Here is a 26,157-nt window from a genome sequence, read left to right as displayed (position 1 = left end):
GAGTTTTTTTGTTTCGGCTCGCGGCATTTAGGTATTTCCGGCCTCTGCGCCCGGCAATCAAGTTCGTATTCCTGCCCATCATCTTCAGTCTCCCATCGCTGTCGGCTGGTAGGGCCTTCTTTTGCGTTTTGTCGCTTTGCATGCGGGACGGCTGGGCTAAGAAGCGCAGCTAACTTCTCGGCGGTTTCGCTGCGTAACTGGCCGGGTTTACTGAGCTCCAGATAGCGACAGCGCTCCAAAAGCGGCGCGCAGGCGGCGCTCTGCCGAGTTGGGGCGGGCCATCGCCATAAAAGTGGGATCACTTGGGTCAGAGACAATTTTCATACGGGAGTACGACAAAGCCGGTCGGAAAAACCTGTCATCGTCATGCTGAGAGGATAGCGGGCGCCATCTCGAGACAATGGCGGGCCAATCGGCCGCGCCATTCACTCGGTGATGGACGCAGACTTAATGCTGGCCGCCCAGGGTATTCACGTTCGCGCAAAAGGCGGTGAATGGCTGCATTACCTCACCTGCGCATTCACCCTTCATCTTTGCCTGCTTTTCGACTGGCATTGAGAGGAAGACGCGCTCAAACTCCTCCCGGGGCTTCATAGTTTTCATGCTAGAATCGGTGAAGAACGCTGTCATAGTGTCTGGTTCATCCAGAATGCCGGCCAGAGCCTGACCGCAAATCGAAAGCATAAATGTTGCACAGATACAGATAGATTTGATGTTCATGGGAAAATCCTCTTGAGTTTGACAATACCCCAACGATGATCACGTTGGAATACTCAGATTAGCATCTTCCCGGCTGCTGTATTTTAGATAGGCACGAGCTTTGCCTATCTGCACGATTGTGCGGCTTCTGAATCTGTTTACTCCGCTTGTCTCTCACCTCGTGGATCAATTTTGATACTTAGGCACATCGGAGCAAAATGAATCCCGCCTACGACTTGCTGGACGTAGGTGGCATGAACTTGGTTCAGCGTCGATTCGAATAAGGCGCCTCACTGTCGGCGGCGCACATCGGCCTCGTAATCCATCAGGGCGGCTGCTTGGTCGCCAACCTGCTCCGACACTGTTCGTGAGGGCAGTCGGTAGGCGTATGGGGCCGCGTCCCCGGCAGAGCCCATAAGCGTGCCCAAAACCCCGGAGCGTGGGGCGTCGGTCCGAGTGCCAGCGAAGCGGAGCACATTGGGAAAGAGTGCGCCGATGGTCCCGGAAGAGGGTGTAGGTCTTAAGACCGGTGATCCTGTACGGATATCGTTGCGATTGTATCTAGGTAGTGGAGGTTTGAATATACGATTTAGCCTGGCGAACGCCGGTAGAGTTGAGCGTTTTGCTTGGCCAAATAATCTGGGCCCGTACTCGCCGAGGTAATCCCGGATGGGTTCGGAGCAAGCGCGATAGCCAGTGGTCTATTGGTTCCGCCGCCGCCTCAAGCCAAGCTTCGACCGCCGCCTGGGACCCTCAGGAAACACAGGTTTCATGAAAGGCCCAGGCAAATGGCTATTCAACCGCTTGCAAATTTTCCGGGACCGATGGCTCCTGTTGGTCTGCTGGTACCGAACGCGGTGCGGGAGGTTAACCGGCTCCAACCCACGACGGCAGCGGTGACGGCCAGGCCGAGCATGTTGCCGCAGGCGGCGGGCTCGACTTCCAGTAACGACGTTCCGTACGTGGATGTGGTGTTGTCAATCTCGGCGAGGCGCTCGGGCTGTGCCACCGATGGCGCAGGTTTCACCAGATCGGTGGCATCAGACGGTATGCCGTTCGATCCGGTTATTGAACGGCTACTTTCTCAACTTGAGGAGGCTGTCAGGCGCGAAGATGACGGCGTCCACGGAGACGCCATTCTCCACGCCGTCCTAGCTCGCTGGCTCTGGCTGCGACCGCTGTCCGCGGCCCAGCAGGAGGCCAACAACGGCGCATTGCCCAAATGGAGGCTGAAGCGGGTGACGGCTTATGTTGATGAGCATATCGGTGAAGCCATTTCGCTGGCGGATCTCGCTCGGGCAGCAGGCCTTAGCCGCATGTATTTCGCCGCGCAATTCAGGATAGCGACCAGTCTACGTCCTCACGAATATATCCTGCGTCGCCGCATAGAGCGGGCCAAGGACATGCTGATCAAGACCAATGACACGCTCGTCGAAATCGCGTTCGACGTGGGCTTCCAGACCCAGGCACATTTCACTACGGTCTTCAAGCGCTTTGCCGGCACCACGCCCGGCCGCTGGCGCCTGTCCAACCGCCTGGATGCTTGAGGCTTCCGGCCGATCGCCCGTCAAATGCTCCTACCCACAGCGGGACACCTGCACGGGACAAGCGCGAGGTGGAAGACCGTGGACTCATTGCTCGCCTAAAGTAATGACCTCGGCGGCGCCGTTCGGCCGATCTGCTTTCTGAAGTTGAGACTGCGAAAGCCCTCCAAGCGTTCGCTTACAAAACGGCTATTCACCGATCAAGGAGGTGTCGCCATCAAGGCTTCCATTCCGTCCCGAAGTTTTTGCGAGCGCTTAGAGGAGGGCAGTACAACTTTTTCATCGCATCGCATTTGCGCTCAGAAGCCGACGGAGTGCCAACGCAATTCCCCTAAGCGGAGAGGTCCGGCGCGGCAATACTGGCAGGCCATTTGCCAAAACGTGCACGCTTCCCCGCGGGACCGATGGTGGCCAGCCAAAGCCTTCTGGAATGTTCCCATCGGCGACGAAGGGGTAAGGCGCGTACAGCAGCGCGACAAGTAACCGTTTTACCGAAAAATCGTCGCCGCGCGTCGGCAGAGCCATGATCGCGCACCGCCAGATTTCTCCATCGAGTGCCCAGGTCGCCCTGCTGATTGCTGGCATCCTTGTTGCCGCGGCGCGAACGCAGACGCGACGGAGGTGGCTGCGGCTGGGCTGGGGGAGAGCCGACAATCGGTCTGCGAGACGCGCGCCACCGCAAACTATGTCCAACGCCGCACCCCACTTCGAAAAGACGAAATCGGCACCGTGCTCGATCAAGATCGCTTCCGCCAGATACGGTTCGAGCACACCGAAATCATTAGGAGAAAAATTGCTCTCCGTTCGTCCGGTGGTGAGCTCGAACCTGGCGGCCCAAGCCTCGACAATGGAACGCACGGCAACCTTAAGATCGCAGTCTTCAAGCCAGATGAAGGGGCTTTCGTGCTCATTTGCACGATACTGATCCAGGTGGGCCATTTGTCGCTCCGACTAGCGAGTAGACTTCCCATCCTAAGTAGACCCTGAGAGCCAGAATGTATTGCATTTGAAACCGCTGCTTTCCAGAATGAACGGTTTGCCTGACACACCCAGGCCGAGCATTCCGCTCTCGAAGGGGCTCGCGCAGGATTCCTCTTGGCTTCCAGCCTAGCGGCCGCCGGCGACGTCAACCGGATAACCTTTCGCCCGGCAATATGGAAATCGCTACCGCGTTCTCAAAAGACGCTGCGGCTCCTTCCAGATAAATATCGCATCAGCCCAGGACATTCACGCGGTCCACGTCGAAGCCAGGCCTTGTCGCTGCCCCTCCCCGGCAAGAGCCTCTCATGGAGATCTCGTAGTTCCCCCCTGCGAGATACCGTATCGACGAGCGAGATTTCGAGCGATGTCCTGGGCACCTTTTTGGGAATAGCCGGAGGTTCTAAGCGGATCGATGTAGGGAGCCCTGCCGATATCGCTGACGTTGGTCTCGAGAGACCATTTGCTGAAGAGGAGCCCACGGCAATCGCCGGCCTCGCACTTGCAATCCCAGTGATCCGCCTAAGGGGCTCATGCAAGGTTTTGAGGACAACGGCTACGACAGAGGTCCACAACAAGACCTTTCGAGACCCGCATTGTGAGCAGTGATGTCCGTCACCAATGCCGAGACCGCTTATTCCGGCAAAACGGTCGTGGGTTGCGTGCGCAATGACCTATCAGTCGACAGACACGCGTCGCCAGCTTCGTTGTTGCCTGGGCCATCAACCATCCCTGGACTCATCTGAAAATGCTATATCGGAAACATGCTCGGCATGGCCACGTCGCCGAGCAGGCATGCTTTATGTGGGCGTTGGATTTCCCCTTGCAGCTATTGAACGACGGAAAACAGGGGCGTTCGCACACGCCAGTCCTTACGGCTGTCCAGCCTCTCTCGCGACGAAGACAAGTAAGAAGACGATTGCAGCAGGGATAATCACACCGCCCAACCCAATCGCTTTAAACACGATGGCGCCTGCGGCCACTCCGACCAGAAACCCGCCGATGATTATGGTGGTAGGGAGGAGAGTCGTTGGAAGGCAACGGTTCAAAATGCTGTCTGCGAGATCGATAGACAATTGGATGGTATTGGTTGTCATGACGTTGGTCGAACCGTAGCCGATCAGCAACAAACGTGTCGTGGCGCCCTGCACGCCCATTGCCGCGAGCCCGAGCAGCGCAATCTCCGCATTGAGTTCATCCGGTACTCGGAACAGCCAAGTCGCTGCAAGTACAGTTAGCAGCATTGCCTCGACACTTAGCATGATCGTCAGGCCCAACTGATCAAAGCGGGCGACCAGGCGTACGACGAAAGTTGCGACCATGCCGGACACCAGGAACACCGGTATCGCGAGTACCTTTAGCCCGTACTTGTCATTGGAATTCACGAGTTCAGAGCCCGCAACAACAAAGCTCCCCGTCGCCTGGGCAACGAAAAATCCTTCGAACGCTAGGAAACCGCAGGCGTCCACAAAACCTGCTACGAACGCGAGGGTAGCCGGTAGACGGGGTCTCGGGCCTAAGGTTGGCTTGGGCGGTTCACCAACTGTGGAGCTATTCATGTTAGAGACCCTTCGGCGGTTCTACGATCGCGGTGAAGGGCAGCCTACACATACAGCGACCCGAAAGAATCCTCCCGACGTATGTCGTTTGAACCAATGAGTATTACCGGCGGTACACGCAAGTGTGAGGCTGCTGAACGGATGGTCTAGACGGCTATCGAAGCGACAATTTCAGGTGCACGAGAGAGCAGCAACCAACAACGGATACACTTGCGAAGTCTCACCAATCGATACTGACAGCGGCGAGTAGTTGGCAACGCACAGAACTGCGTTCGACGGCGTTGCGGTCGGGGTTGCACGGGCGCGGCCGCCAGCAAGCATGAGGGGCGATGGGCGGCAGTAGCGGTCGCTCAGGGGATGGATTTGGCCCCCGCGCAGTCGACGTGACCACGACCTTCAGCGATGGCGGGTTTTGCCCCGAAATACCCAATAGGCATGAGCCTGGTAGGCGAGGACGATAGGGATGACGATGATCAGCCCGGTACCGGCGAAAACCAGGGTCTGAGGATCGGATACGCCGTTCCAGATGGTGATTTGACGCGGCACCACATAGGGCCACAGGCTAACGACCAGGCCGACTAAGCCTAGCAGAAAGATGATGATGGCCAGCAAGAAGACCTCCGCCTCGCGCCCGATCCAGATGCGTCGCCAGATGGTCAACAGCAGGGCGGTGGTAAGCACCGGCACGGGCACGAGGAAGGCCATATTCGGCCAAGCGAACCAGCGTGCGGCGACCTCGGGAACGCTCCAGGAACTCCATGCGCTGACCACGAGCATCATGCCGGCGGCAAGGATCAGGGCCGAATGGGCCACCTCGCGGGCAAACACTTGCGTCGGCCCATCGGTTTTCCATATCAACCAACCGGCGCCGAGCAACGCGTAGCCGCCGACCAATCCGGCACCGCAGGCGAGGCCGAGCAGGCTGACGACATCAAAGATCCCGCCGGCGAACATGCCGTTCTCTATCTTCACGCCCTTGATCAGACCGCCGAGGATTAGACCCTGGCTTAGCGTTGCGACCAGAGACCCGCCCGCGAAGGCGATGTCCCAGACCCACCGAAATGCAACGGTCTGCAGGCGAAACTCGAAAGCTATCCCTCGGAAGATCAGGCCGAAGAGCATGAGCATAACGGGCAGGTAGAAAGCAGGCAGCAGAACATAGTAACTTGCGGGAAAGGCGGCGAGCAGCAGCGTGCCGCCCAGGACGAGCCAGGTCTCGTTGGCGTCCCAAACCGGCTCGATACTCGCCATCATTAGATCGCGATCCTCGTTACGCGGCGCCAGCAGGAACAGTGTGCCGACACCGAGATCAAAACCGTCGGCCAGCACATACATGGTCACACAAAATGCGGCGAGCGCAGCAAACACCACGGGGAGATTCGCTGCCAAGGTCATGGACATGGCTTATTCTCCCGACGCGAGATGGGGGGCCGACCTGGAGGCAACAGCGGAGGTCGTTCCGACGATCGTCGAACCTCCGCGGTCGAGCCCGGGACGGACTAGGCGGGGGTCGGACACACTGATGTCGTGGGGGCCCCGAAGGGCGATACGTCCAGCGAACCAGAGGAACACCAGCAGCAGTACCATGTAGACGAGAAAGAAGATTGCCAGCGTCGTGGCTACGGCGTTGGCGGCTACCGGAGCTGCCGCATCGGCGGTGCGTAACTGGCCGTAGATAATCCAAGGCTGGCGCCCCGCCTCGGTGGTCGTCCAGCCGGCGAGTACTGCGATGAAGCCGAGCGGTGTTGCGGTGATGGCAATCAGCTGGAACCAGCGAGTGTCATAGAGTCTGTGGCGCCAGCGGAGCACCGCGCCGGTGACGGCGGTGGCCAACAGGATAAGGCCGATGCCGACCATGATACGGAAAGCGAAGAATACGATCGGGACATAAGGTTGGTCCGCGCGCGACACCGCCTTGAGGCCCTGCACCTCGCCATTCCAGGAATGGGTGAGATAGAGGCTGGCGAGGTGCGGGATCTCGATCGCGTAGAGATTGCGCTGCTTTTCCATGCTCGGCCAGGCAATCACGGTCATTGCCGGGCCGTTTGTGGTTTCCCATAGCCCCTCCATGGCGGCGAGTTTCACCGGCTGATGGGCGAGCGTGTTGCGTCCGTGCAGGTCGCCCAGCAGGATCTGCGTCGGAGTGAGCACCAGCGCCATCCACATGGCGAGCGAGAAGGCGACACGGCCGGCCTCGATATGCTGCCTTCGCCAGAGATGGAAGGCCGAGACGCCGGCCACCAAGAAGGAGTCAGTGATGAAACTGGCGCAGACCATGTGGGCGAGCCGGTAGGTAAAGGACGGATTGAATATCACCTGCCACCAATCGACGACATGGAAGATTCCTTGAGCATCGGCCACGGCGCCCTGCGGCGTCTGCATCCAGCTGTTGGCGGCCAGGACCCAGGTGGCCGACATTAGCGTACCGCCAGCTACCATGCAGCAGGCGAAGAAATGCAGCCCCTTGCTGACCCTGTTTTGGCCGAACAGCACGATGCCGATGAAGCCAGCCTCAAGGAAGAAGGCAGTCAGCGCCTCATACATGAATAACGGACCGAGCACATTAGAGACCGAGCGCGAGAAGCCGGCCCAGTTTGTGCCGATCTCGTAGCTGAGCACGAGGCCGGTGATGACGCCCATGCCGAAGGCCAATGCGAAAATGGCGAGCCAGAAGCGCATCAGGTCGCGATACACCTCGCGGCCGGTGCGCCACCACAGGCCGCTCAGCAACGCGACGAAACACGCAAGCCCGATGGTGACCGTCGGCCACAAGATGTGGAAGCCGATTGTGAAGGCGAACTGGAGTCGGGCGAGCATGACGGCGTCCATGATCAGACAGCCTCGACTTGAACGAAGGCCCGCATGATACGAATTGGGATGCCTTTGTAGGAGGGCGTGAAGCTCATCGGGTCGTGCGCTTGAAGCGGCACCAGGGGATTGGTTTCGGGATAATAGGCCGCGCAACAGCCGGCCGGGAATCCATGTGCAACCAGCTTGAAATTGCGCACCACCCGTTCAATGCCATCGTCCGAGACAGTCACCAGGTCGACGCGTTCGTCAGGCTTGAAGCCGCGCTTCTCGATTTCCTCGGCGCTGATGAATAGGACATCGCGTTGGCCGAACACGCCGCGATAGCGGTCTGAGAGCGAATAGAGTGTGGTGTTGTACTGGTCATGACTGCGCACGCTAGTGAGCCATAACACGTCATCATCGAGGTCCGAATCGTCACCGAACCCCTCAAACGGCAAAAAGCTGGCCTTGCCAGAAGCAGTCATCCAGTTGCGCTCGCGCGCCGTGGAGGTGAGATGAAAGCCGCCGGCTAGGCGGATGCGGGTGTTGTAGCTATCAAAAATCGGAAAGACGTCTTCGATGGCGTCACGGATCAGGTTGTAGTCTGCGACGAAGATCTCCCAGTCCACCACTGAGCGTATCCCGAGCGTGGCGTGTGCCATTCCGGCGACGATCGCAGGCTCGCTCTTGAGGTGCTCGGAAGCAGGTTTGTTCATGCCAGTCGACGCGTGCACCATCGACATCGAGTCTTCCACCGTGATGCATTGCGGACCTGCTGCCTGAAGGTCAATCTCGGTGCGGCCGAGGCAAGGCAGGATCAGCGCCTCGCTGCCATGGACAATGTGACTGCGGTTCAGCTTGGTCGAGACATGGACGCTGAGGGCCAGCCGGCGGAAAGCGTCGTGCGTCACCTGCCAGTCGGGGATCGCTGCAACGATGTTGCCGCCCATGCTGATGAAGACGCGCGCCCGGCCCTCGATCATCGCTTCCAGCGCGGTCACGACGTTGTGCCCATGGGCGGTGGGAGGCTTGAAGCCGAAGCGCTTCTCCAGTCGGCTGAGGAATTCCGCAGCCGGGATTTCGGTGACGCCGACGGTGCGGTCGCCTTGGACGTTAGAATGGCCGCGCACCGGGCATAAGCCAGCGCCGTCCTTTCCGATGTTTCCCTTAAGCAGGCACAAATTGGCAAGCTGCTGGACACTTTTCGCACCGTGACGGTGCTGTGTAATGCCCATGCCATAGACGACGATCGCCTTCTCTGCCTTCATGTAGACATAAGCGGCTTCCTCGATCGCAGCGCGCGACAGACCGGATCGGCGCTCGATGTCCTCCCACCTGGTCGCCTTGAGGTCTGCGACGAGCGCCTCGACGCCGTCCGTGTGGCCATGAATGAAATCCCAGTCGAGAGCCTCGATCTGGCGCTCGCTCCGCAGCCGTTCGTCCTCCTCGACCAGCACCTTCATCAATCCCTTCAACACGGCCAGGTCTCCGCCGACCTTCACCTGATGCAAACGTGAACTGATTGGGGTGGATGTCAGGGTCGCCATCTCGATCGGGTTCCGTGGCGCCTGGAAACGTTCCAGCGACCGCTCGCGGAACGGGTTGAACGAGATGATCGCGGCACCGCGCCGCGACGCGTCGCGCAGGCTGGTCATCATTCGCGGGCTATTGGTGCCCGGGTTCTGGCCAAAGATGAAGATGCAGTCGGTCCTGTCAAAATCCTCGAGCAGGACCGTGCCCTTGCCCACGCCGAGGGATAGCGGCAGTCCCACGCTTGTGGCTTCGTGGCACATGTTAGAGCAGTCAGGGAAGTTGTTTGTGCCGTATTCGCGCACGAAAAGCTGGTAGAGAAAGGCGGCCTCGTTAGAGGTGCGACCTGAAGTATAGAACTCTGCCATGTTTGGATCGGGAAGAGCGCTCAGGTGCCGGCCGATGGTGGCGAAGGCTTCGTCCCAAGTCACCGGCAGATACCTATCGGTAGCTTGGTCGTAGGCCATCGGATGTGTAAGCCGCCCGGTCATTTCGAGTTGGTAGTCGCTCCATGTCCCGAGCTCGGTGACGGTATGAGCAGCGAAGAATTCCGGCGTGCAGCGTTTCGCCGTAGCCTCCCATGCGACCGCCTTGCCGCCGTTCTCACAGAACTCGAAGGACGAGGTGTGTTTCGGATCCGGCCAGGCGCAGCCGGGGCAATCAAAGCCGAGCGGCTGGTTCATGCGCAGCAGCGTCGTGGCGCCCTTGATCGCAACGTCCTGCTCGATCAGATGCTCGCCAAGCGCCCTCAGCGCACCCCACCCGCCAGCAGGCTCGTCATAACGCTCGATAGACTTCTTGCCACTCATGTATTTGCCTGTTGTTTGAACTCATCTGCCGGCCGACGCCGTCAGGAAGCCGCACGCTGTCGAGTTGCTTGCGACATCTCCCGACGGAGCGATCGGCCCGCTAAAAGGATGTCAGAGGTGGTGGTCGCGTATCACTGGGCTTGCTCCACTGATCACGGACGATCACTCGCCGGATCAGAAGCCGAAGCTACTAAGACCAGGATGGTCGTCGGGCCGGCGACCCAGAGGCCAGTGGAATTTGCGGTCGGACCCCGCGATCGGATGTTCGTTGATGCTGGCGATCCGGCGGCGCATCAGCCCTTCCGCATCGAACTCCCAATTCTCGTTGCCGTAGGCCCTGAACCATTGGCCGCTGTCGTCATGGTATTCATAGGCGAACCGCACGGCGATGCGGTTCCCACCAAACGTCCAAAGTTCCTTTGTCAGCCGGTAATCGAGTTCCCTGTTCCATTTTCGGGTGAGGAAGGCTTCAATGGCTTCCCGGCCCACTATAAACTCGGCACGATTGCGCCACGTGCTGTCGACCGAATAGGCGAGAGCGATTCGGCCCGGATCTCGGGTGTTCCAGCTATCTTCGGCCGACCGCACTTTTTTAGTGGCAGTCTGTTCGGTGAAGGGTGGGAGCGGTGAAGGGTACATGGCGTGTTCCTGTGAGAGAGCAACGGGAGTGGGCAGGCGGCGTCCGTTTGCCATCGGCGCGGCACCGTGTTTCCGCGCCGACGGTTCAAAGCTCGGGGTTAGTCCGCCGTCCGCCCCGCTTCGAAGAGGAACCAGGTGCGGCGCTCGGCCTCGTCGATCCAAACCTCAATCAGGCTGGTCGTAGCGACGTCGTCGTGCTCCTCACAGACCGCGTGGACCGAGCGCAGGAGACTTATGAAGGTGCTGTTATCCTGGGCAAGCTCGGCCAGCATGTCGTGTGGCGTCACATAGGTCGCGTCATTGTCGGAGATCCGCTGCTCCCTGGCGATCTGGCCAATAGAGCGAAGCGTGGTGCCGCCGATCTTACGACAGCGCTCGGCGATGTCGTCGGTGATGGCGAAGATCTGCTCGCCTTGGTCGTCGAGCAATAGATGATAATCACGGAAGTGCGGCCCCGACATGTGCCAGTGGAAGTTCTTAGTCTTCAGGTATAGCACGAAGGTATCGGCCAGTAGCCTGGTGAGCGCGGCGGAGATATCCGACACTGCATTCTCGCCCAGATCGGAGGGGGTGTGGAGTGGTGCGCTGCGAAGACGGAGGGCATTGGTGGTCGTCATCGAGATGATCCTTTGGTTAGCGAGCTCAATGCGAGCTCCATCCCCGCTACCTTGGCCTCGGAACGCCGGCCGGTCTTATATAAATGCCGGGTTTTCTTCCTCAATGCCCGGAAACGAAGGGCAATTCATTGGCCAGCGGGAGCGTCGCGGCAGTCAGCGTGCGGAACGCCGCCAGCCGGTCAGCATACTGAGCATGATGCAGCTGACCTGATACTGCTCGACTAAAGGTCGTCGCCCGCCCGGCGCTACAGTGCGCCTGTGAAAACTCGATCGACCATGAAAGAGCCACTCCCGTGGGCGGTCAAAAGGGACGCCGGAGTGCTCCTCCGCGTTTCCTTGCGAGACGGATTGTCTGATCTCGGTATGTTCCGAGATTTGCCCCCAACGACACGCCGGGCCGCCTCATGAAGGAAACTGGGCTGCTCATCCGCTGAGGGCTACGGCAGGCGCCACAATGCCACTGGCTTTCTGGGGCTCTTCGGCTCGTTCAGGCGCTTACCACCGGCATCGGTCGCCGGCTTGTCTCGAGAGGGGTGACGCCAGTCCATGAAGGGCAATCGCGCCGCCCAGGACGTGGGAGACCCGAGCGCGCGCAGATGGGGCGCCAACCGTCATCGCGGACCGACGAACTGAAGCGTCGCGGTTATGATCTGAAAGATGAGTTGGGCGTGCCCCGGGAGAAGATCCCCGAAGGTTGTCTGCTCCAGGAATGCAAAAGAAACACGGAGCCGTCAGTTGGCCCTAAGGATTGCCGAACGGCAACGCGATCCGGCTATTCGATTGAGCGAAGATCTATGACCGCCTGATCTAGTGCCTGCTCGTCACCACTCCAACCCAACCGGGTTCCATGCTCCTCGAGCGTTTGGCGTGTTGCCGTCAGTGCGATTTGCAGTGTGGCGAGATCAGCCAGAACTGAAGAGGACAACGGTCTGCCATCTGCTGCGATCGTTTCAACCGCCTTCGTCCTCGCCGCCTCGAGTGCGACGGAAAGTGCTCGAACTGTATACACGCTGGGCATGGCTTTCTCCTTGTCAACAACCCGGCACCAAACCTTAGTGTATCGGTGGTTTATTTGCCTTGTGTGCTGCAACGGTGACACAAAATTCGGGCAGGTTCTTTTCCAAAGGCATGCTGCGTTTCGTCTTTGACTGTTGCAGAGACCGGATATTGACAGTCGCGGAAAGGCCATCGCAACAGCTTCCGCTCCCCGGAAGGGACATACTTCCCAATTTTACGGGAGCGCTCGACCACGATGGTCATCCACGCATTCGGCGACGTGCCACGCAATGCCCAACCAAGCTGGATCAGCCAAGCCTCAGAACCAGCCGGACAGTACCTTCGCACGACAAGATCGGCCGATCCGACAGCTGATAGCCCGGGCCTCCCACGAGTTAAATGCGTTGGAAAGGAGTATAGCAATGAATTCCGAAATGACTGACATCGAACAGGTCCGACTAGCCAAGGCGCGGTACTGCCGTTTTGTCGATACCCGGGATCTAGAGCAATTCGCCTCACTTTTAGAACCGACAGTCGAGGTCCGGGTTTTCAGCGCTGAAGGCGAACTCATCGCAAGCTTCGATGATCGTGACAGCTATATGGAAGCCATCCGCAGCTACATTGCGGGCTCGCACTCGATCCACCAGCTCCACAACGACGAAATCAATCAGATCTCGCAAACTGAGATTACCGCCATTTGGTCGATGGAGGACGTGCTTGTCTTTCCTGGAGCGGCAGCCGGTCTTCCTGCTCAGATTAAGGGCTACGGTCATTATCATGAGCTATGGAGGCTTGGCCCTTACGGTTGGCGCCTCGCGAGCATGACGCTTCGCCGGACGATCTTCCAAGTCACCAACGCGTAGGGACGATCATGACTGAAAATCCGATTTCTGTCGGAATTATCGGAGTGCATCCCTACAAGGGCTGGGCGACGATCACACACGTGCCGGCGCTCCAACGCCTGCTCGAACATCCCGTCACCACCATCTGCAACAAGCGGGTGAAGAGCATGGCGCCAAGTTGCCCACGCTCCCCAGCGGACTTGAGGAACAGCGCTCTCGCACCGGCCTTCGACGATGCCGCTGAAGTCCGGAGCCTGATCGATGCGATGGGAGGGGCGGCGGATGTGTGAGACGATGCTGGCGCTTGTCATGACGCGTGCGGGCGGCCCCGAGGTCCTTGAAACTCGTGAGATCGCGCGGCCACGCATTGCGAACGATACCGACATCCTGGTCCGCGTGATGGCGGCAGGGATCAACCCGGCCGACGTGCAGAACCGCCGCAACGGCGCGATATATGGAAGTAGGCCAAAAGATTCGTTCACAATCCTCGGCATCGACGGTGCCGGGATTGTCGAGGAGATCGGTTCGGCAATAACCCATCTACGTCCCGGAGACGCGATCTGGTATAATGACGGTGGCTATACCGGCAATTTTGGCAGCTACGCCGAATACAAGGTGCTCAATGGGCATTATGCCGCCCGAAAGCCCGTCAGCCTAGGCTTTGTCGAGGCGGCGGCGTTGCCCACGGTGGCGCTCACGGCGTGGGAAGCGGTATTCGATAAAGGTGGGGTCACGCCGGGTAGCTTCGCTCTGGTGCATGGCGGCGCAGGAGGTCTTGGTCATATCGCTATACAGTACCTGCGCAGGCTCGGCGCCCGTATAGCGGCAACGGTTTCAAACGACGCAAAGGCCAGCTTTGTGCTGTCACTTGGTGCTGAACTAGCGATCCAGTATCGCGAGCAGGACGTTGCCGCCGCCTTGCGCCGCTGGACCGGAAAGGCCGGCGCGGACACGGTCTTCGACTTCGTGGGACACGAGAATTTTGCGCGAAGTTTCGACCACGCCGCGCCGTTCGGCACGCTGGTGAACACCGTTGTCTCGCCATGGCCCCGGGGAAGCAACGACGCGGCGGAATGGAACAATCTCGACGTCCGCTTCGTCAACATAGGGCAGCCGCAGATCGCAGGCGACCATGTTCGCCGGCTGAGACAGACCGACATTTTGCGACGGGTTGCCGGAATGGTCGATTGCGGCGAGTTATACCCTCATGTGGACCGGGTGGTTTCGTTCGGCGGCGTCGGCGCGGCACACGACGCTCTGGAGAATGGCCGTACGATAGGTCGCGTTGTCCTTTCCGTCGCCCCGGATCTGGCTGCCTAGCTGGCGACCAACAGTGCCCAGTTTAGCAGAGCCCACACCTGATTCAACATGGCCGAGGCGAACATTGGGGCGGTGGGGGGACCATACGAACGCGTTCAGCGCTAAGTATGGCGAGGAATCGCCAAGTCGGAAAGGTAAAGCATGCCCAAATATCGCTATGGCGATCGCGTCACCTGGAACTCAGAAGTGGGACCTGTGAGCGGTAATATAATACGAATTCACCAGAAGGATTTCGTCTTCAAGGGATACACTCACCACGCCTCGGACAAAGAGCCGCAATATGAGATAAGGAGTGACAAGACGGATCATGTCGCAGCCCACAAAGAGGGGGCGCTCTCCAGGAAGGTCTGACCGTGGAGTTTTATTCAATTGGGCATTCGACGCGCTCTTTTCCCCAGTTTGCGGCGATTCTGGAATACGCCTCCATCGACCTGATTGCCGATGTAAGAGCGTTTCCCCGGTCGCGCAGCAATCCGGCGTACAACGTCGATATCCTCCCGATCGCTCTGGAGAAACACGGTATTTCTTACGAATACTTCCCTGATTTGGGCGGCCGCCGACAGCGGCAAATCGAGATGCCAGACGAACGCAATGCCCTCTGGCAAAATCGAAGTTTTCACAACTATGCGGACTATGCTCTATCAGCCGCTTTTCAAGCATCTCTTGACACGCTCATCTCACGAGGCCTCACAAACAGATTGGCAGTCATGTGTTCGGAGGCCGTTTGGTGGCGTTGTCATAGACGCATAATAGCCGACTATCTCATTTCACGCGGTCATGAAGTTTGTCACATTATGGGCCTGGGGCAAATGAGCCGGGCGGCGCTCACCGCTGGTGCGGTCGTCACCGAGCATGGATGTGTCGTTTACCCGCCCAGTAAGCCCGACTAGCGAAGCCGGCTCTATTCCGTATCGCAAGTTCGACCTGATGGGTGCGTTGCCGATGCGAATATGTCGAAGATAACGCCGCCCCGACGAAATGTCAGCGAAACGTCTGTCCGGGACCGCCCCCCGCGCGCTTGTTCAATGACATGCCGGTTTCGTGACATAGAAGGGTATTCCGCCAGGGGCTTGCGAAGACCTGGCGTTCAACCCGATTGTGACGGTCCCCTCTCGATTGCGCGGGAAACCTCCAAAGCAGAGAGCGCGGCAAGACCCTGTTCCTTGAGCACAATGCTACCGTCGCGATGCCGCATCGAAACAGTTAGGACGCCATTCGGTGATAACGGTCTAAGCAAACCGTGAGGTCGCAGGCTCCGGCCACCGACGGCGCCGATCCGCATTACCTTCCGTCAGAGCTCTTTGATCGTCGACCCGCAGTAACCTTTTTCAGACCGTTGCCCGCGGGCGACAGGTGCAGTCTCCCTGGACTGGAGAGGCTTTGACGGCACGCGAGAGTCTATTCCAACTGGCCAGCCAGCCCTTCTGATTGTGCTCATATACAGCCTAACGACCCACTAGTACGATTCTGGCTCCGCCGTTTCCTGACTAGTTTCCAACCGTGAGCTTAACCCCTGGAGGCGATGGACATGGACGTACAAGCACTCACTCCGGCATTCAGATTCAACCGCCGCGAGATGGTGGCCGGTATGGCGATCCTTGCGGCCACGCCCTTGCTTCCCGTTCCAGCGTCCGCGGAGGACGCCAACCTCGCGAAAGGACAGCATCTAATGAGCAGCGGATTTATCAGGACCAGAGACGGCACGGAGATATTCTACAAGGACTGGGGTCCCAAAAGCGCCCAACCTATTCATTTCCATCACGGCTGGCCGCTCTCTTCCGACGACTGGGACAACCAGATGCTATTCTTTCTGGCGAATGGATATCGAGTCGTCGCCCATGACCGTCGCGGCCATGGCCGTTCGACCCAGGTGTCCACCGGCAACGATATGGACCAATATGCGGCAGACGCCGCCGCCGTGGTAGAGCATCTTGACCTGCGGGATGTCATCCATATCGGCCACTCGACGGGTGGCGGCGAGGTTGCCCGCTATGTAGCTAGATTTGGCGAGCCGCAGCGCCGCGTTGCCAAGGCCGTTCTGATCAGTTCGGTTCCGCCTCTGATGCTGAAGACCGCCTCCAATCCTGGGGGTACGCCGATCACGGTGTTCGATGGCTACCGCAAGGCGCTGGCAGCCAACCGGTCGCAGTTCTATCTCGATGTCGCCTCCGGCCCGTTCTACGGCTACAATCGGCCCAACGCCAAGGTCTCGCAGGGTGTAATCGAGAATTGGTGGCGCCAGGGTATGATGGGTGGCGCAATCGCACAGTACGAAGGCATAAAGGCCTTCTCCGAAACCGACCAAACGGACGACCTGAAGGCGATTACCGTGCCGACCCTGATCATGCAGGGAGAGGACGACCAAGTGGTTCCTTACAAGGATGCTTCGGTGCTTCAGCACCAGCTGATCAAGAACAGCACGCTGAAGCTTTACCCCGGCTATCCGCACGGCGCCTTCACCATCCATGCAGACGTGTTCAACCCGGAAATTTTGTCCTTCCTGAAAGGGTAATGGGGCGAGCACCCAACCTGGAGAAGACGTGCCGTGTGCGCCTTCTCCAGGCCGCTGCCTTTGTCGGTGAGGGCAGGGGGATAGCCGAGACCGGGGAAACTGCGCCGAGCGAGCGCGACATGCTGGAAATATCAGCCGGGCGCGAACTGTTGAACCCTAGGTCAACTTGCCTGGCCCGGCCGGCAGAACTCATTTGGAGATCGTTATGTCCCACCATCTTGATTCCCCGATTGCACGCCAGGACATCCGACTCGACATTACTGACCTGTACGCCTTTCGTGGGACGACAGGCACGGTATTCGCGATTAATGTCTGCCACTCGATTTTTGGTAAACTTCCGGTGCCTGGGTTTCATCCGGAGGGAATGTACGAGTTCAAGATCGATCTCAACGGCGATGCGGTCGAGGAGATCACCTTTCGCGTAACGTTCGATGCTGCGGACGCGGATGGCAGTCAACGCTTTTTGTTGCACCGGATAGACGGGAAGGATGCAGGCGATCCGAACGCGCCTGGAGTGGCGATCATCGATGGGGTCACCAACCGAGGCGCGACATCGGCGAATGGCCTTCGCCTCTGGGCAGGAAAGGCCGGGGACCCGTTTTGGATCGATCCTGACCTCCTTCACGCGATGGGCCATGCATTCCAGGACGGCACAGCCACCAACCTTGCTGAGTGGGATCCGGCAAGGGCCCGAAATCTGTTTGCCGGCCACACTGTCTACTCGATCGTGCTCGAAGTTCCCGACGCCGAACTGCTCACCGGGGCCGCTAGCAAGCGCCTCGGAGTGTGGGCTGTCGCGACCTTAGCGACCGACGCGGGCGGTTGGCGCCCGATCAACCGCATAGGACTGCCGATGATCCACCCGCTGTTCACGCAATTCGACGAGGATCTGGGCAATGTGCTGAACACCGGACGGCCGACCGACGATTTCGCAACTTACGGTCTACGGACCGCCCAGGCCATCGCGGCGGTCGTGGCCGCCAACGGAACCTCGGAAGACCCTTCGGGCTACGGTTTGGCGGTCGCCCATCGTTTCTTCCCAAACATCCTACCCTATGAGGTGGGCACGCAGGCGACATTCGGGTTTGGAGAATGGAACGGCCGCTCTCTTACGGATAACGTTGCCGACGTAATGTTCAGCATCGCGGCCAACGCGCCAGTCCGCCTCGGCATCGGCAAGGAGTCTGTAACTTCGAAACCGTCGACCATCTTTCCCTATTTACCTCCGCTCAATGCCTGAGCGCTCCCAGACGCATTAATTGCTGATGCCAATAGAATTTCAGACTGAGCCAAGAAAGGAAAGACGGATATGTTGAAGCTACTTTCTGTCGTGACCGTGATCCTGATGTTTAACGTCGTCCCCGCGTTTGCGCACCTCAACCCCGGGGAGCACGGCTCCTTTCTCGCAGGCTTGTCTCATCCTTTCTTTGGCCTCGATCACATCCTGGCAATGGTGGCCGTGGGTTTGTGGGCTGCTCTGCTAGGAGGGAGCGCCAAATGGCTCGTCCCGTCAGCGTTTGTCGCAATGATGATAGTCGGCTTCGTTGTATCCCTGCTCGGGGTCGGCCTTCCGTTCGAAGAAGCCGTCGTTACCGTGTCAGTCGTCATTCTCGGTCTGCTCGGTTTCGTGGCACTTCAAGCTCCAACATCGGTGGGAATGCTATTGGTGAGCTTCTTCGCATTTTTCCATGGATACGCACATGGCGGCGAACTTGGTGAAGCGGGGGTGTTTCCGTTCCTGATAGGTTTTGTCATCGCGACTGCTCTTCTCCATGCCGTCGGCCTGAGGATAGGTATTGGGTTATCGCGACCTGCGATTGACGGAACGCAACGTCGGATCGCCCAAATGGCTGGCGGCCTTACCGCCTTGGCCGGTTTCTGGATGATCGCTGGCGGTTAGTAGCCTCATGTAGTTCGACCGAACACTGGCCACTCGCCGGCTTCGGCCGCTCCCCGTCAGCCCCTTTGAGGCCGGCAGGCCACGCAGCGGTCGCTCCAGCGACGGCGCCGATCAATATGTCGCAACATGAATTGCGTGGCCGTTTCCTCGCGATGACTCTCACCACGGCTGATCATGCGGCTGCATGTGCGGCCGTCGCAAGCCGCCCCGGTCGCACCCATGCCGCACCGACCGTCCAAATGTCGAATGTCTCGCGAGAGACAATGCCACGATCATCGCGATAGTGCGTAACGGGCACCAACTTGACGATTGCGCTCGCGATGTGCCGCAGAGATACTGTCTCGCCATGTCAAAAGGCAACGACCTGCCGTCGGTCAGCATCTCAGCTGATTACGGGCACCAATATCGAACTGACCTGCCGAGGTGATTCGATCACCATTTTCCGCAGCGAGACACTCCGATAAAGGTCCTACAATCATTGTTATCCATTACATCGCATGCTCTCGTTGTCTGCTAGACTGTCGAACGAGCGGGGTTCTTACCGCTAGTTGAGGGCAGGGAGCGGAGAACTCCGGGTGGAAGGTTCCGATCACGTCATCTTTCTCGTAGACGACGATGCTCGGGTGCAGGAGTCGATCAGTGACTTCCTAGCATCGGCGGGCATTCGGTGCATCGCAGTGGGGTCGGTAAGCGAGTACCTCGCATACCCACGGCCCGACTTGCCCAGCTGTATTGTGCTTGATATCGAGCTTCCGGGCGTAAACGGGCTTGAATTCTATGACCAGATCGCCAGCGGCGATCATCCACCGGTTGTTTTTATTACGGGCCATGGGGACATCCCCTCGACGGTCAGGGCGATGAAGCGAGGTGCCGTTGATTTCCTCACTAAACCCTTCCACGAGTCGGATCTGCTGATCGCTATCAAGGTTGGGATTGAGCGAGATCGGGAGCATCGTACGAAACAGGACGAGTTGGGTGTACTCCGACGCCGCTTTGCCGAGCTTACACCTCGCGAGCGAGAGGTGTTCCCGCTCGTGATTAGCGGGCTTATGAACAAGCAGGCGGCAGCAGAGCTCGGGATACGCGAGGTCACGTTCCAAATTCATCGAGCCAAGGTCATGCAGAAGATGCGGGCAGCCTCACTTGCCGATCTGGTGCGGATTGCCGCCACGCTTGATATCCCGATAACTCATTCCCGGCATGCAGGAGCTTTGTGAAGTGAATTCCCGTCAGTGGGTCGTCGCGATCGTGGACGATGATCCGTATCTACTTGAGTCTCTGGGAGATCTCCTGGAGTCAGCCGGGCATAAGGTCCGTTCCTATGACACTGCGTTGTCTCTTCTCCAGGATGATCGCTTGTCGGAGGTGGACTGCCTGATCACCGACATCGGCATGCCGGTGGTGGATGGGGTTGAATTGCAACGGAGGGCGAACGCTCGACTTCCCAGTCTTCCTGTCATCTTTATCACAGGCAGGGAGGAACTGGCGACGCAAAGAAGAGTAATCGAAGCTCCTGTTTCCAGAGTTTTTCAGAAGCCGTTTGATACCAGAGCATTGCTTGATGCAGTATCCGACGCTCTCTTATTTCGCGATTGACGAGGACAACATTCCTAGACCCTTCTCGAAGATGAGGACTTGCATAAAGAGTTTTCCGTTGACCGGACCAAGGCCGTTAGTCGGTCCCATCGTCCTTCTGGTCGTGACGAGGATGAAAATGCGACTGAGAAAGCCATTGCGACAGCGCAATTGTTCAAAGACAGTCGCCGCCCTTTTGGCCGGTGATCATTGGCAGCCGCAACGTTACGCAACGAGCTCGGATAGAGCCCTATGACGTACCAGCGTAGGCTCGCAGATCTTACGAATGCTGATCTAAGAGTTCTCGCCGAAGATGACGAGCGTATGCTCCTGAGGGCGCGGCGCCGAGATGGGAACATCGAGAAAACTGCGCTCGTTGTTCGGCCTAAATTGAGCCAGCCGCGGCCGGGCCTCACAGCCCGCCTCGTTAATGAACACAGCTTGAAACCCTACATCGAGCGTACCTGGGCAGCGCGCCCGACGGCGCTTTTGCAGCAAGGAGGCGTTACCGAGCTTCTGCTGGAGGACCCCGGAGGCGAGCCGCTTACGCGGCAGACCGGGTCACCGATCCCGATCCGGCGCTTCTTGATATTGTCCATGGCAATGTCCGAAGCGACGGGGCAGATGCATGAAGCTGGGCTGATCCACAAGGATATAAAGCCCAACAATTTTCTTATTAGCGGCTCTGGCGATCGTGCGTGGTTGACCGGCTTTGGCATTGCTTCGCGGCTTCCCCGCGAGCGACAGACTCCCGTGCCTCCCGAAGTGATCGCTGGTACATTCGCCTATATGGCTCCGGAGCAGACCGGACGCATGAACCGTTCGATCGACGCTCGCAGCGATCTCTACTCCCTTGGCGTCACGCTCTACGAGCTGATCACCGGCGCCCTGCCATTCGTTGCTACCGACCCAATGGAGTGGATCCATTGTCATGTGGCACGTCAACCGATACCTCCTTCAAAGAGGTTGAACGGAATTCCGGAGCCTGTTTCAGACATTGTCATGAAGCTGCTGGCGAAGGCCGCGGAAGACCGCTACAAGACGGCTGCTGGCCTGAGCGCGGATTTGCAGCGCTGTCTTGAGGAATGGGAGACGCACGAAGCCGTTCGGCCGTTTGAACTTGGCACGCGCGACGCGCCAACCAAGCTAATCTTCCGTGAAAAGCTGTACGGGCGGGAGGACGAGATCAAATCGTTGATCTCTGCGTTCGATCTGGTCGTGGCGAATGGGTTTCCCCAACTCGTTCTTGTGTCCGGCTATTCTGGGATCGGCAAATCGTCGGTCGTCAACGAATTGCACAGGTCGCTTGTATCCCGGCACGGACTCTTCGCGTCTGGCAAGTTCGACCAATACAAGCGTGGAATTCCATACGCGACGCTGGCGCAGGCTTTTCAAGGCTTGGTTGCACAACTGCTGAGCAAACACGAGGCCGAAGTGGCGCTATGGCGAGATGAGCTCGCCACCGCCCTCGGGCCGAATGGCCAATTGATGGTCAATCTCATTCCAGAATTGGAGATGATCATCGGCGAACAGCCCAAGGTGCCGGATCTTTCCGGACCTGAGGCGCAGAGCCGGCTACGTCTTGTGGTTCGACAGTTCATCGGCGTGTTCGCACGCCCCGAGCACCCCCTCGTCTTGTTCCTTGATGATCTGCAATGGCTGGATTCCGCGACCGTAGACATCGTCGAGAGTTTGGTGACTCAGACGGAAACGGCAAGCCTTCTCCTAGTGGGTGCATACAGGGACAATGAAGTTGCTCCAGATCACCCTTTGACAGGACGCCTACACTCCATCCGAACGTCAGGAGCGCCGGTACAGGAAATCCAGTTGGGCGGAATCCGGCCCGAGGACATTGTCCACATGATCGCCGATGCGCTCGACGATCATCCTCAGAGAGTGGCTCCGCTAGCCGATATCGTATTTGCGAAGGCTGGCGGCAACCCCTTCTTTACCACGCAATTCGTAGCGAGCCTCGTCGACGAGAACCTGCTCGTTTACGATCCGGACTTTTCGGGCTGGAGCTGGGATATCGATCAGGTCGGTGCGAGGCATGTGAGTGACAACATTGTGGATCTCATGATTGAGCGCCTGCGCCGCCTTCCGGAGCCCTCGCAAGAGGCGTTAAGGCAAATGGCTTGCATGGGCGCCGCTGTGAAGGCACTGACGTTCCAGCGGATTGTCGAAGCATCTGCCGAGAAGGCACACATGCTTCTCCACGACGCGCTTGTGGCCGGTCTACTCTTCCAAGTGGACGATGGCTACGCATTTGCGCACGATCGCATCCATGAAGCAGCCTATGCCTCCCTTCCCGAACCGCAGAAGGCCATCACCCACCAGCTGATTGGATCGCGGCTGCTGGCGACGCTCGATGAAACCGAGATCGATGTCGATGTCTTCCACATCGTGAGTCAGTTCGACCGCATCGAAATCGGAAGCATTGCACCTGCGGAGCGCGTGAGGGTCGCAACCCTATACTTGCGCGCTGGACGAAAAGCCAAGGCGTCCGCTGCCTATTCGGCGGCGTGCGGCTACCTGGCACGGGGACGATCACAACTCGCCGAGTTCGGCTGGACGACACATGGCGAACTTGCATTCGCCCTGGCGATGGAGCACGCCGAATGCACCTTCCTTACCGGCGACCTCGCGCAGGCCGAGCAGATGATCTCTGCCTTGCTGACGCATGGGACTGCCGATGTGGAGAAAGCGGCGGTTTATCAGCTGAAGGTCGAGCTTTGTGTTGTCAAGTCGGACAACAGCGGTGCAGTCGAAAATGGATTGGAAGGGCTGAGGATACTTGGCTTCGACTTGCCGATACGCCCTACTTGGGAAGACGTCCAGCGCGAATACGATGAGATTTGGAGCAATCTCCAGGGGGACCAGATAGAGAGCTTCGCCGATCTGCTACCCATGACAGATCAACACGCGCTAGCGGCCATGCGTTTGCTGGCGGAGATGCAGCCGCCGGCATATTTTTCCAGCTTCAACATGACCATCCTGATTATCTGCAGAATGGTAAATCTTTCCCTGACCCGAGGGGCTGCAAGCACGTCGGCGCAAGGCCTCGTCCTGATGGGCTACATCATCGGCCCCGCCTTTGGCCGCTACGAGGACGGATATCGCATCGCCCGACTTGCCAGCGATCTTGCCTCAGCGCGAAACGGATCAGTCGATATAGCGCGCGTGAACCATTTGACAGGACTTGCCGCCGCATGGACTGAACCGCTGCCCGTCGTACTTGATTGGCTACGCGCAGCATTTAGAGGCGGAGTTCAAGCCGGCGATCTCTATTACGCTTGCTTCGAGGCCGCCGTGATCGTCCTGCACGTCTTTCTCAGCGGCCAGAAGCTTGAGGATGTCGACCAGGAGTGTAAGCGTGCGCTCGATTTTGCCCGAGAAACCGGCTTTCAGGCTGGAATGGGTCTAGTGATAGCCACAGAACGCGCGGTAGCAAGCCTGCGGGGCCGGACACGCGGACTTTCGGAGTACAGCGACGAGACCTTCGACGCGGATGCCTTCGAAGCCGAACTCGCCCGCTCGCAGAACTCTGTCGTCATGTGGTGGTACTGGACCCGCAAGACCATGGTTCATTTCCTTGCGGGGGAGTACGAGTCTGCCTTGGCCGCTGCGGACGAGGTACAATCGCAGTCTTCGATCCGGAACATGCAGATCGAGCAGATGGACTGCTTCTACTACGCCGGGCTTTCGATGGCTGCACTCATCGATGAAACACCCGCTGCCCAGCGGGGCGCAATGCGCGCGAAATTGGCTTCGCAGCACGCCCAGTTGCGTGCCTGGGCCGATGAAACAGGTTCTCCGACATTTGCCGACAAGCACCTCCTCGTCGCAGCGGAGATAGCGCGGGTAGACGGACAGGATCTGCAAGCCCAGCGCCTCTATGACGAGAGCATCCGCTTTGCGAAGGAAAACGGCTTCCTGCACAATGAAGCCGTTTCCAATGAAATGGCTGGCCGGTTCTATGCCCGGCGGCACTTCGAAAGAATCTCCCAGATGTATTTGCGGGAAGCCCGCCTATGCTATCTGCGCTGGGGAGCCCACGCCAAAGTCAAGCAGATGGAGGCATCGTACCCGCAACTACAAGAAGAGCAGCCATTAGCACTGTCGACCAGCACGACGTTCGCGCCGGTCGAACAACTCGAACTGGCGACGGTGATCAAGGTCGCTCAGACCGTCTCGGGGGAGATCGTCCTCGAAAAGCTCGTCGACGCGCTGATGCGCATGGCGATCGAACATGCTGGGGCAGGGAGAGCGGTTCTTATGCTGAGCCAAGGTGCGGAGACCTATATCGAGGCCGAAGCCGAGATGACGGGTCATGGCGTGGTAGTGCGGTTGCGGGACAACCTGGACCTCACAAATGCCGCGCTGCCTGATTCAGTCGTCCAGCACGTCCTCAGTACCAAAGAAACGGTTATCTTGGAGAATGCACTGTCAACCAGCCCGTTTTCCACCGATGCATATGTCCTGGACCGCCATGTGCGCTCTCTTCTGGCGCTGCCGCTGATCAATCAGGGGAAGCTGATCGGGCTGCTATATCTGGAGAACAACCTTGCCGCGAACGTATTCACGCCCAGTCAGATAGCTGTTCTGAAGCTGATTGCGTCCCATGCCGCCGTTGCCCTGGAGAATACACGCCTTTATCGCGACCTCGCCGAACGCGAGGCGAGAATCCGCCGTCTGGTGGATGCCAACATTATCGGCGTCTTCATGTGGAAGTTCGATGGCCTGATATTCGAGGCTAATGACTTGTTCCTTAACATGCTCGGCTTTGACCGCGAGGATCTTGCCGCGGGGCGAGTTTATTGGACTGATTTGTCTCCACCTGAGGAATGGGAGAACGACGCCAGAATTGTCGCCGAAGTAAAAGCAACGGGGATAGCGCGCCCCTGGGAGAAGGAGTTCTTTCATAAGGATGGAAGACGGGTTCCCGTACTGCTTGGCGCCGCCACATTTGGCGACGTGGGATTGGACGGCGGGGTCACCTTCATTCTGGATCTGACTGCGCGAAAGCAGGCGGAGGAGGCCGCTCGTGCAAGCGATCGCCGTTACCATGACCTTCAATCCGAATTGGCCCACGCGAGTCGGGTCGCTACTGTCGGGCAACTCTCCGCCGCGATCTCTCATGAGCTGCGCCAGCCCTTAGTGGGTGTGGTGACCAGCGCTTCGGCAGGGCTGAACTGGTTGTCAGCAGACCCCCCAAATATTCCCGCAGTTCGGCGCGCGCTCGAGCGGGCGATGAGCGAGGGACATCGGGCAGCCGAAGTGCTCGATCGCACACGTGCCCTTGTCACCAAGATGCCGCCTAAGAACGACCTCGTGGACGTCAACGCAATCATCTCCGACACAGTCGCGCTGGTTCGAGAGCAACTTGTGCTGAATGACGTGTCGCTTGAGGTTAGCCTGCACAGGGCCCTCCCTCGCGTCTTGGCGGATCGCGTCCAGTTGCAGCAGGTCATCCTAAACTTGATGCTCAATGCCTTAGACGCCATGGCCAGTGTCAACGATCGGCCGCGGGAACTAAAATTAGTTTCCAGACGCCAATCCAAGCATGTGATCTATGTCGCGGTGCATGATAGTGGTCCTGGCGTGCCATTCGGCTTGGAAGAAAAGCTTTTCGACGCCTTCTATTCGACGAAACCGGATGGAATGGGAATGGGACTGGCAATCAGCAAGACAATTATCGAATCCCACGGCGGCTCGCTCGGAACGGCACGCAATGAACCACAAGGGGCGATTTTCGGCTTTTCCCTGCCAATCGACAGTCCTGACCCGCCCTCCTTAAGTGCTCGCAGAGAACGCCGATAACGCCAAGTGAAAGACGTCAGCCCTTAA

The 26,157-nt window shown here is 58.6% G+C and carries 20 protein-coding genes; 12 read left to right on the top strand and 8 right to left on the bottom strand.

Going from position 1 to position 26,157, the window contains the following annotated elements:
* Nucleotides 1–447: 447 nt before the first annotated feature.
* Nucleotides 448–720, bottom strand: a complete 273-nt coding sequence (locus LB564_RS29185) for a hypothetical protein (RefSeq protein ID WP_224542556.1) — start codon at nucleotides 718–720, stop codon at nucleotides 448–450.
* Between the two features lie 767 nt (nucleotides 721–1,487).
* Between LB564_RS29185 and LB564_RS29180 the strand changes: the two genes are divergently transcribed.
* Nucleotides 1,488–2,246: a helix-turn-helix domain-containing protein gene (locus LB564_RS29180; protein ID WP_224542555.1), complete on the top strand. Its 759-nt coding sequence runs from the start codon at nucleotides 1,488–1,490 to the stop codon at nucleotides 2,244–2,246.
* Nucleotides 2,247–2,522: 276 nt separating this feature from the next.
* On the opposite strand, the gene LB564_RS29175 is transcribed toward LB564_RS29180, so the two are convergent.
* From LB564_RS29175 to LB564_RS29145, 7 genes are all read right to left on the bottom strand, one after another.
* On the bottom strand, nucleotides 2,523–3,182 hold the full coding sequence (locus tag LB564_RS29175; RefSeq protein WP_224542554.1) for a hypothetical protein: 660 nt from the start codon (nucleotides 3,180–3,182) through the stop codon (nucleotides 2,523–2,525).
* Nucleotides 3,183–4,093: 911 nt separating this feature from the next.
* Nucleotides 4,094–4,780, bottom strand: coding sequence for a YoaK family protein (locus tag LB564_RS29170; protein ID WP_224542553.1), 687 nt, complete (start codon nucleotides 4,778–4,780; stop codon nucleotides 4,094–4,096).
* Between the two features lie 396 nt (nucleotides 4,781–5,176).
* Entirely contained in the window at nucleotides 5,177–6,181 is a 1,005-nt protein-coding gene (cydB, locus tag LB564_RS29165; RefSeq protein WP_224542552.1) for a cytochrome d ubiquinol oxidase subunit II, read from the bottom strand.
* A gap of 3 nt (nucleotides 6,182–6,184) precedes the next feature.
* A complete protein-coding gene (locus tag LB564_RS29160) occupies nucleotides 6,185–7,609 on the bottom strand; it encodes a cytochrome ubiquinol oxidase subunit I (protein ID WP_224693883.1) in 1,425 nt (474 codons plus the stop codon).
* Nucleotides 7,610–7,611: 2 nt separating this feature from the next.
* Entirely contained in the window at nucleotides 7,612–9,909 is a 2,298-nt protein-coding gene (locus tag LB564_RS29155) for an FdhF/YdeP family oxidoreductase (RefSeq protein ID WP_224542550.1), read from the bottom strand.
* A 174-nt stretch (nucleotides 9,910–10,083) separates the two neighbouring features.
* Nucleotides 10,084–10,548 carry a DUF1348 family protein gene (locus tag LB564_RS29150; protein ID WP_224542549.1) on the bottom strand — a complete coding sequence of 155 codons (465 nt, stop codon included), beginning with the start codon at nucleotides 10,546–10,548 and terminating at the stop codon, nucleotides 10,084–10,086.
* Nucleotides 10,549–10,646: 98 nt separating this feature from the next.
* Nucleotides 10,647–11,165, bottom strand: a complete 519-nt coding sequence (locus LB564_RS29145) for a Dps family protein (RefSeq protein ID WP_224542548.1) — start codon at nucleotides 11,163–11,165, stop codon at nucleotides 10,647–10,649.
* Between the two features lie 1,418 nt (nucleotides 11,166–12,583).
* Here LB564_RS29145 and LB564_RS29140 point away from each other — a divergent pair.
* The 11 genes from LB564_RS29140 to LB564_RS29090 all read left to right on the top strand — a co-directional run bounded on the left by LB564_RS29140 (nucleotide 12,584) and on the right by LB564_RS29090 (nucleotide 26,130).
* Nucleotides 12,584–13,024, top strand: coding sequence for a nuclear transport factor 2 family protein (locus LB564_RS29140; protein ID WP_224542547.1), 441 nt, complete (start codon nucleotides 12,584–12,586; stop codon nucleotides 13,022–13,024).
* 8 nt (nucleotides 13,025–13,032) lie between these two features.
* The gene (locus tag LB564_RS29135) at nucleotides 13,033–13,293 is read left to right on the top strand and encodes a hypothetical protein (protein WP_224542546.1); all 261 of its coding nucleotides are present in this window, start codon (nucleotides 13,033–13,035) and stop codon (nucleotides 13,291–13,293) included.
* A complete protein-coding gene (locus LB564_RS29130; RefSeq protein WP_224542545.1) occupies nucleotides 13,286–14,323 on the top strand; it encodes a zinc-binding dehydrogenase in 1,038 nt (345 codons plus the stop codon). The genes LB564_RS29135 and LB564_RS29130 overlap by 8 nt, the downstream gene beginning before the upstream one ends.
* 141 nt (nucleotides 14,324–14,464) lie before the next feature.
* Nucleotides 14,465–14,674 carry a DUF2945 domain-containing protein gene (locus tag LB564_RS29125; protein ID WP_224542544.1) on the top strand — a complete coding sequence of 70 codons (210 nt, stop codon included), beginning with the start codon at nucleotides 14,465–14,467 and terminating at the stop codon, nucleotides 14,672–14,674.
* Nucleotides 14,675–14,676: 2 nt separating this feature from the next.
* Nucleotides 14,677–15,213 carry a DUF488 domain-containing protein gene (locus LB564_RS29120; RefSeq protein ID WP_318012866.1) on the top strand — a complete coding sequence of 179 codons (537 nt, stop codon included), beginning with the start codon at nucleotides 14,677–14,679 and terminating at the stop codon, nucleotides 15,211–15,213.
* Nucleotides 15,214–15,992: 779 nt separating this feature from the next.
* Complete coding sequence (locus tag LB564_RS29115; protein WP_224542603.1) at nucleotides 15,993–16,835, top strand: alpha/beta fold hydrolase; 843 nt, start codon at nucleotides 15,993–15,995, stop codon at nucleotides 16,833–16,835.
* A gap of 205 nt (nucleotides 16,836–17,040) precedes the next feature.
* Nucleotides 17,041–18,075 (top strand): DUF4331 family protein, encoded by a 1,035-nt coding sequence (locus LB564_RS29110; RefSeq protein WP_224542543.1) that lies wholly within the window; start codon nucleotides 17,041–17,043, stop codon nucleotides 18,073–18,075.
* A 69-nt stretch (nucleotides 18,076–18,144) separates the two neighbouring features.
* Entirely contained in the window at nucleotides 18,145–18,735 is a 591-nt protein-coding gene (locus LB564_RS29105) for a HupE/UreJ family protein (RefSeq protein ID WP_224542542.1), read from the top strand.
* 575 nt (nucleotides 18,736–19,310) lie between these two features.
* Nucleotides 19,311–19,952, top strand: coding sequence for a response regulator transcription factor (locus tag LB564_RS29100; protein ID WP_224542541.1), 642 nt, complete (start codon nucleotides 19,311–19,313; stop codon nucleotides 19,950–19,952).
* 1 nt (nucleotide 19,953) lies between these two features.
* Complete coding sequence (locus LB564_RS29095) at nucleotides 19,954–20,331, top strand: response regulator transcription factor (protein WP_224542540.1); 378 nt, start codon at nucleotides 19,954–19,956, stop codon at nucleotides 20,329–20,331.
* A gap of 420 nt (nucleotides 20,332–20,751) precedes the next feature.
* The gene (locus LB564_RS29090; protein WP_224542539.1) at nucleotides 20,752–26,130 is read left to right on the top strand and encodes an ATP-binding sensor histidine kinase; all 5,379 of its coding nucleotides are present in this window, start codon (nucleotides 20,752–20,754) and stop codon (nucleotides 26,128–26,130) included.
* Nucleotides 26,131–26,157 lie beyond the last annotated feature (27 nt).

The sequence above is a fragment of the Mesorhizobium sp. ES1-6 genome (assembly GCF_020164775.1).
Taxonomy (GTDB): Bacteria; Pseudomonadota; Alphaproteobacteria; order Rhizobiales; family Rhizobiaceae; genus Mesorhizobium.
The sequence above is the reverse complement of the archived record's forward strand: the minus strand, read 5'-3'. Positions and strand labels throughout refer to the sequence as shown.

What these genes read in the sequence shown, in the direction of transcription:
- LB564_RS29155 (WP_224542550.1), bottom strand. Translation starts at nt 9,909, where the DNA reads ATGAGTGGCAAGAAGTCTATCGAGCGTTATGACGAGCCTGCTGGCGGG.
- LB564_RS29160 (WP_224693883.1), bottom strand. Translation starts at nt 7,609, where the DNA reads ATGGACGCCGTCATGCTCGCCCGACTCCAGTTCGCCTTCACAATCGGC.
- LB564_RS29185 (WP_224542556.1), bottom strand. Translation starts at nt 720, where the DNA reads ATGAACATCAAATCTATCTGTATCTGTGCAACATTTATGCTTTCGATT.
- LB564_RS29110 (WP_224542543.1), top strand. Translation starts at nt 17,041, where the DNA reads ATGTCCCACCATCTTGATTCCCCGATTGCACGCCAGGACATCCGACTC.
- LB564_RS29135 (WP_224542546.1), top strand. Translation starts at nt 13,033, where the DNA reads ATGACTGAAAATCCGATTTCTGTCGGAATTATCGGAGTGCATCCCTAC.
- LB564_RS29105 (WP_224542542.1), top strand. Translation starts at nt 18,145, where the DNA reads ATGTTGAAGCTACTTTCTGTCGTGACCGTGATCCTGATGTTTAACGTC.
- LB564_RS29145 (WP_224542548.1), bottom strand. Translation starts at nt 11,165, where the DNA reads ATGACGACCACCAATGCCCTCCGTCTTCGCAGCGCACCACTCCACACC.
- LB564_RS29170 (WP_224542553.1), bottom strand. Translation starts at nt 4,780, where the DNA reads ATGAATAGCTCCACAGTTGGTGAACCGCCCAAGCCAACCTTAGGCCCG.
- LB564_RS29150 (WP_224542549.1), bottom strand. Translation starts at nt 10,548, where the DNA reads ATGTACCCTTCACCGCTCCCACCCTTCACCGAACAGACTGCCACTAAA.
- LB564_RS29125 (WP_224542544.1), top strand. Translation starts at nt 14,465, where the DNA reads ATGCCCAAATATCGCTATGGCGATCGCGTCACCTGGAACTCAGAAGTG.
- LB564_RS29130 (WP_224542545.1), top strand. Translation starts at nt 13,286, where the DNA reads ATGTGTGAGACGATGCTGGCGCTTGTCATGACGCGTGCGGGCGGCCCC.
- LB564_RS29180 (WP_224542555.1), top strand. Translation starts at nt 1,488, where the DNA reads ATGGCTATTCAACCGCTTGCAAATTTTCCGGGACCGATGGCTCCTGTT.
- LB564_RS29115 (WP_224542603.1), top strand. Translation starts at nt 15,993, where the DNA reads ATGAGCAGCGGATTTATCAGGACCAGAGACGGCACGGAGATATTCTAC.
- LB564_RS29140 (WP_224542547.1), top strand. Translation starts at nt 12,584, where the DNA reads ATGAATTCCGAAATGACTGACATCGAACAGGTCCGACTAGCCAAGGCG.
- cydB (WP_224542552.1), bottom strand. Translation starts at nt 6,181, where the DNA reads ATGTCCATGACCTTGGCAGCGAATCTCCCCGTGGTGTTTGCTGCGCTC.
- LB564_RS29175 (WP_224542554.1), bottom strand. Translation starts at nt 3,182, where the DNA reads ATGGCCCACCTGGATCAGTATCGTGCAAATGAGCACGAAAGCCCCTTC.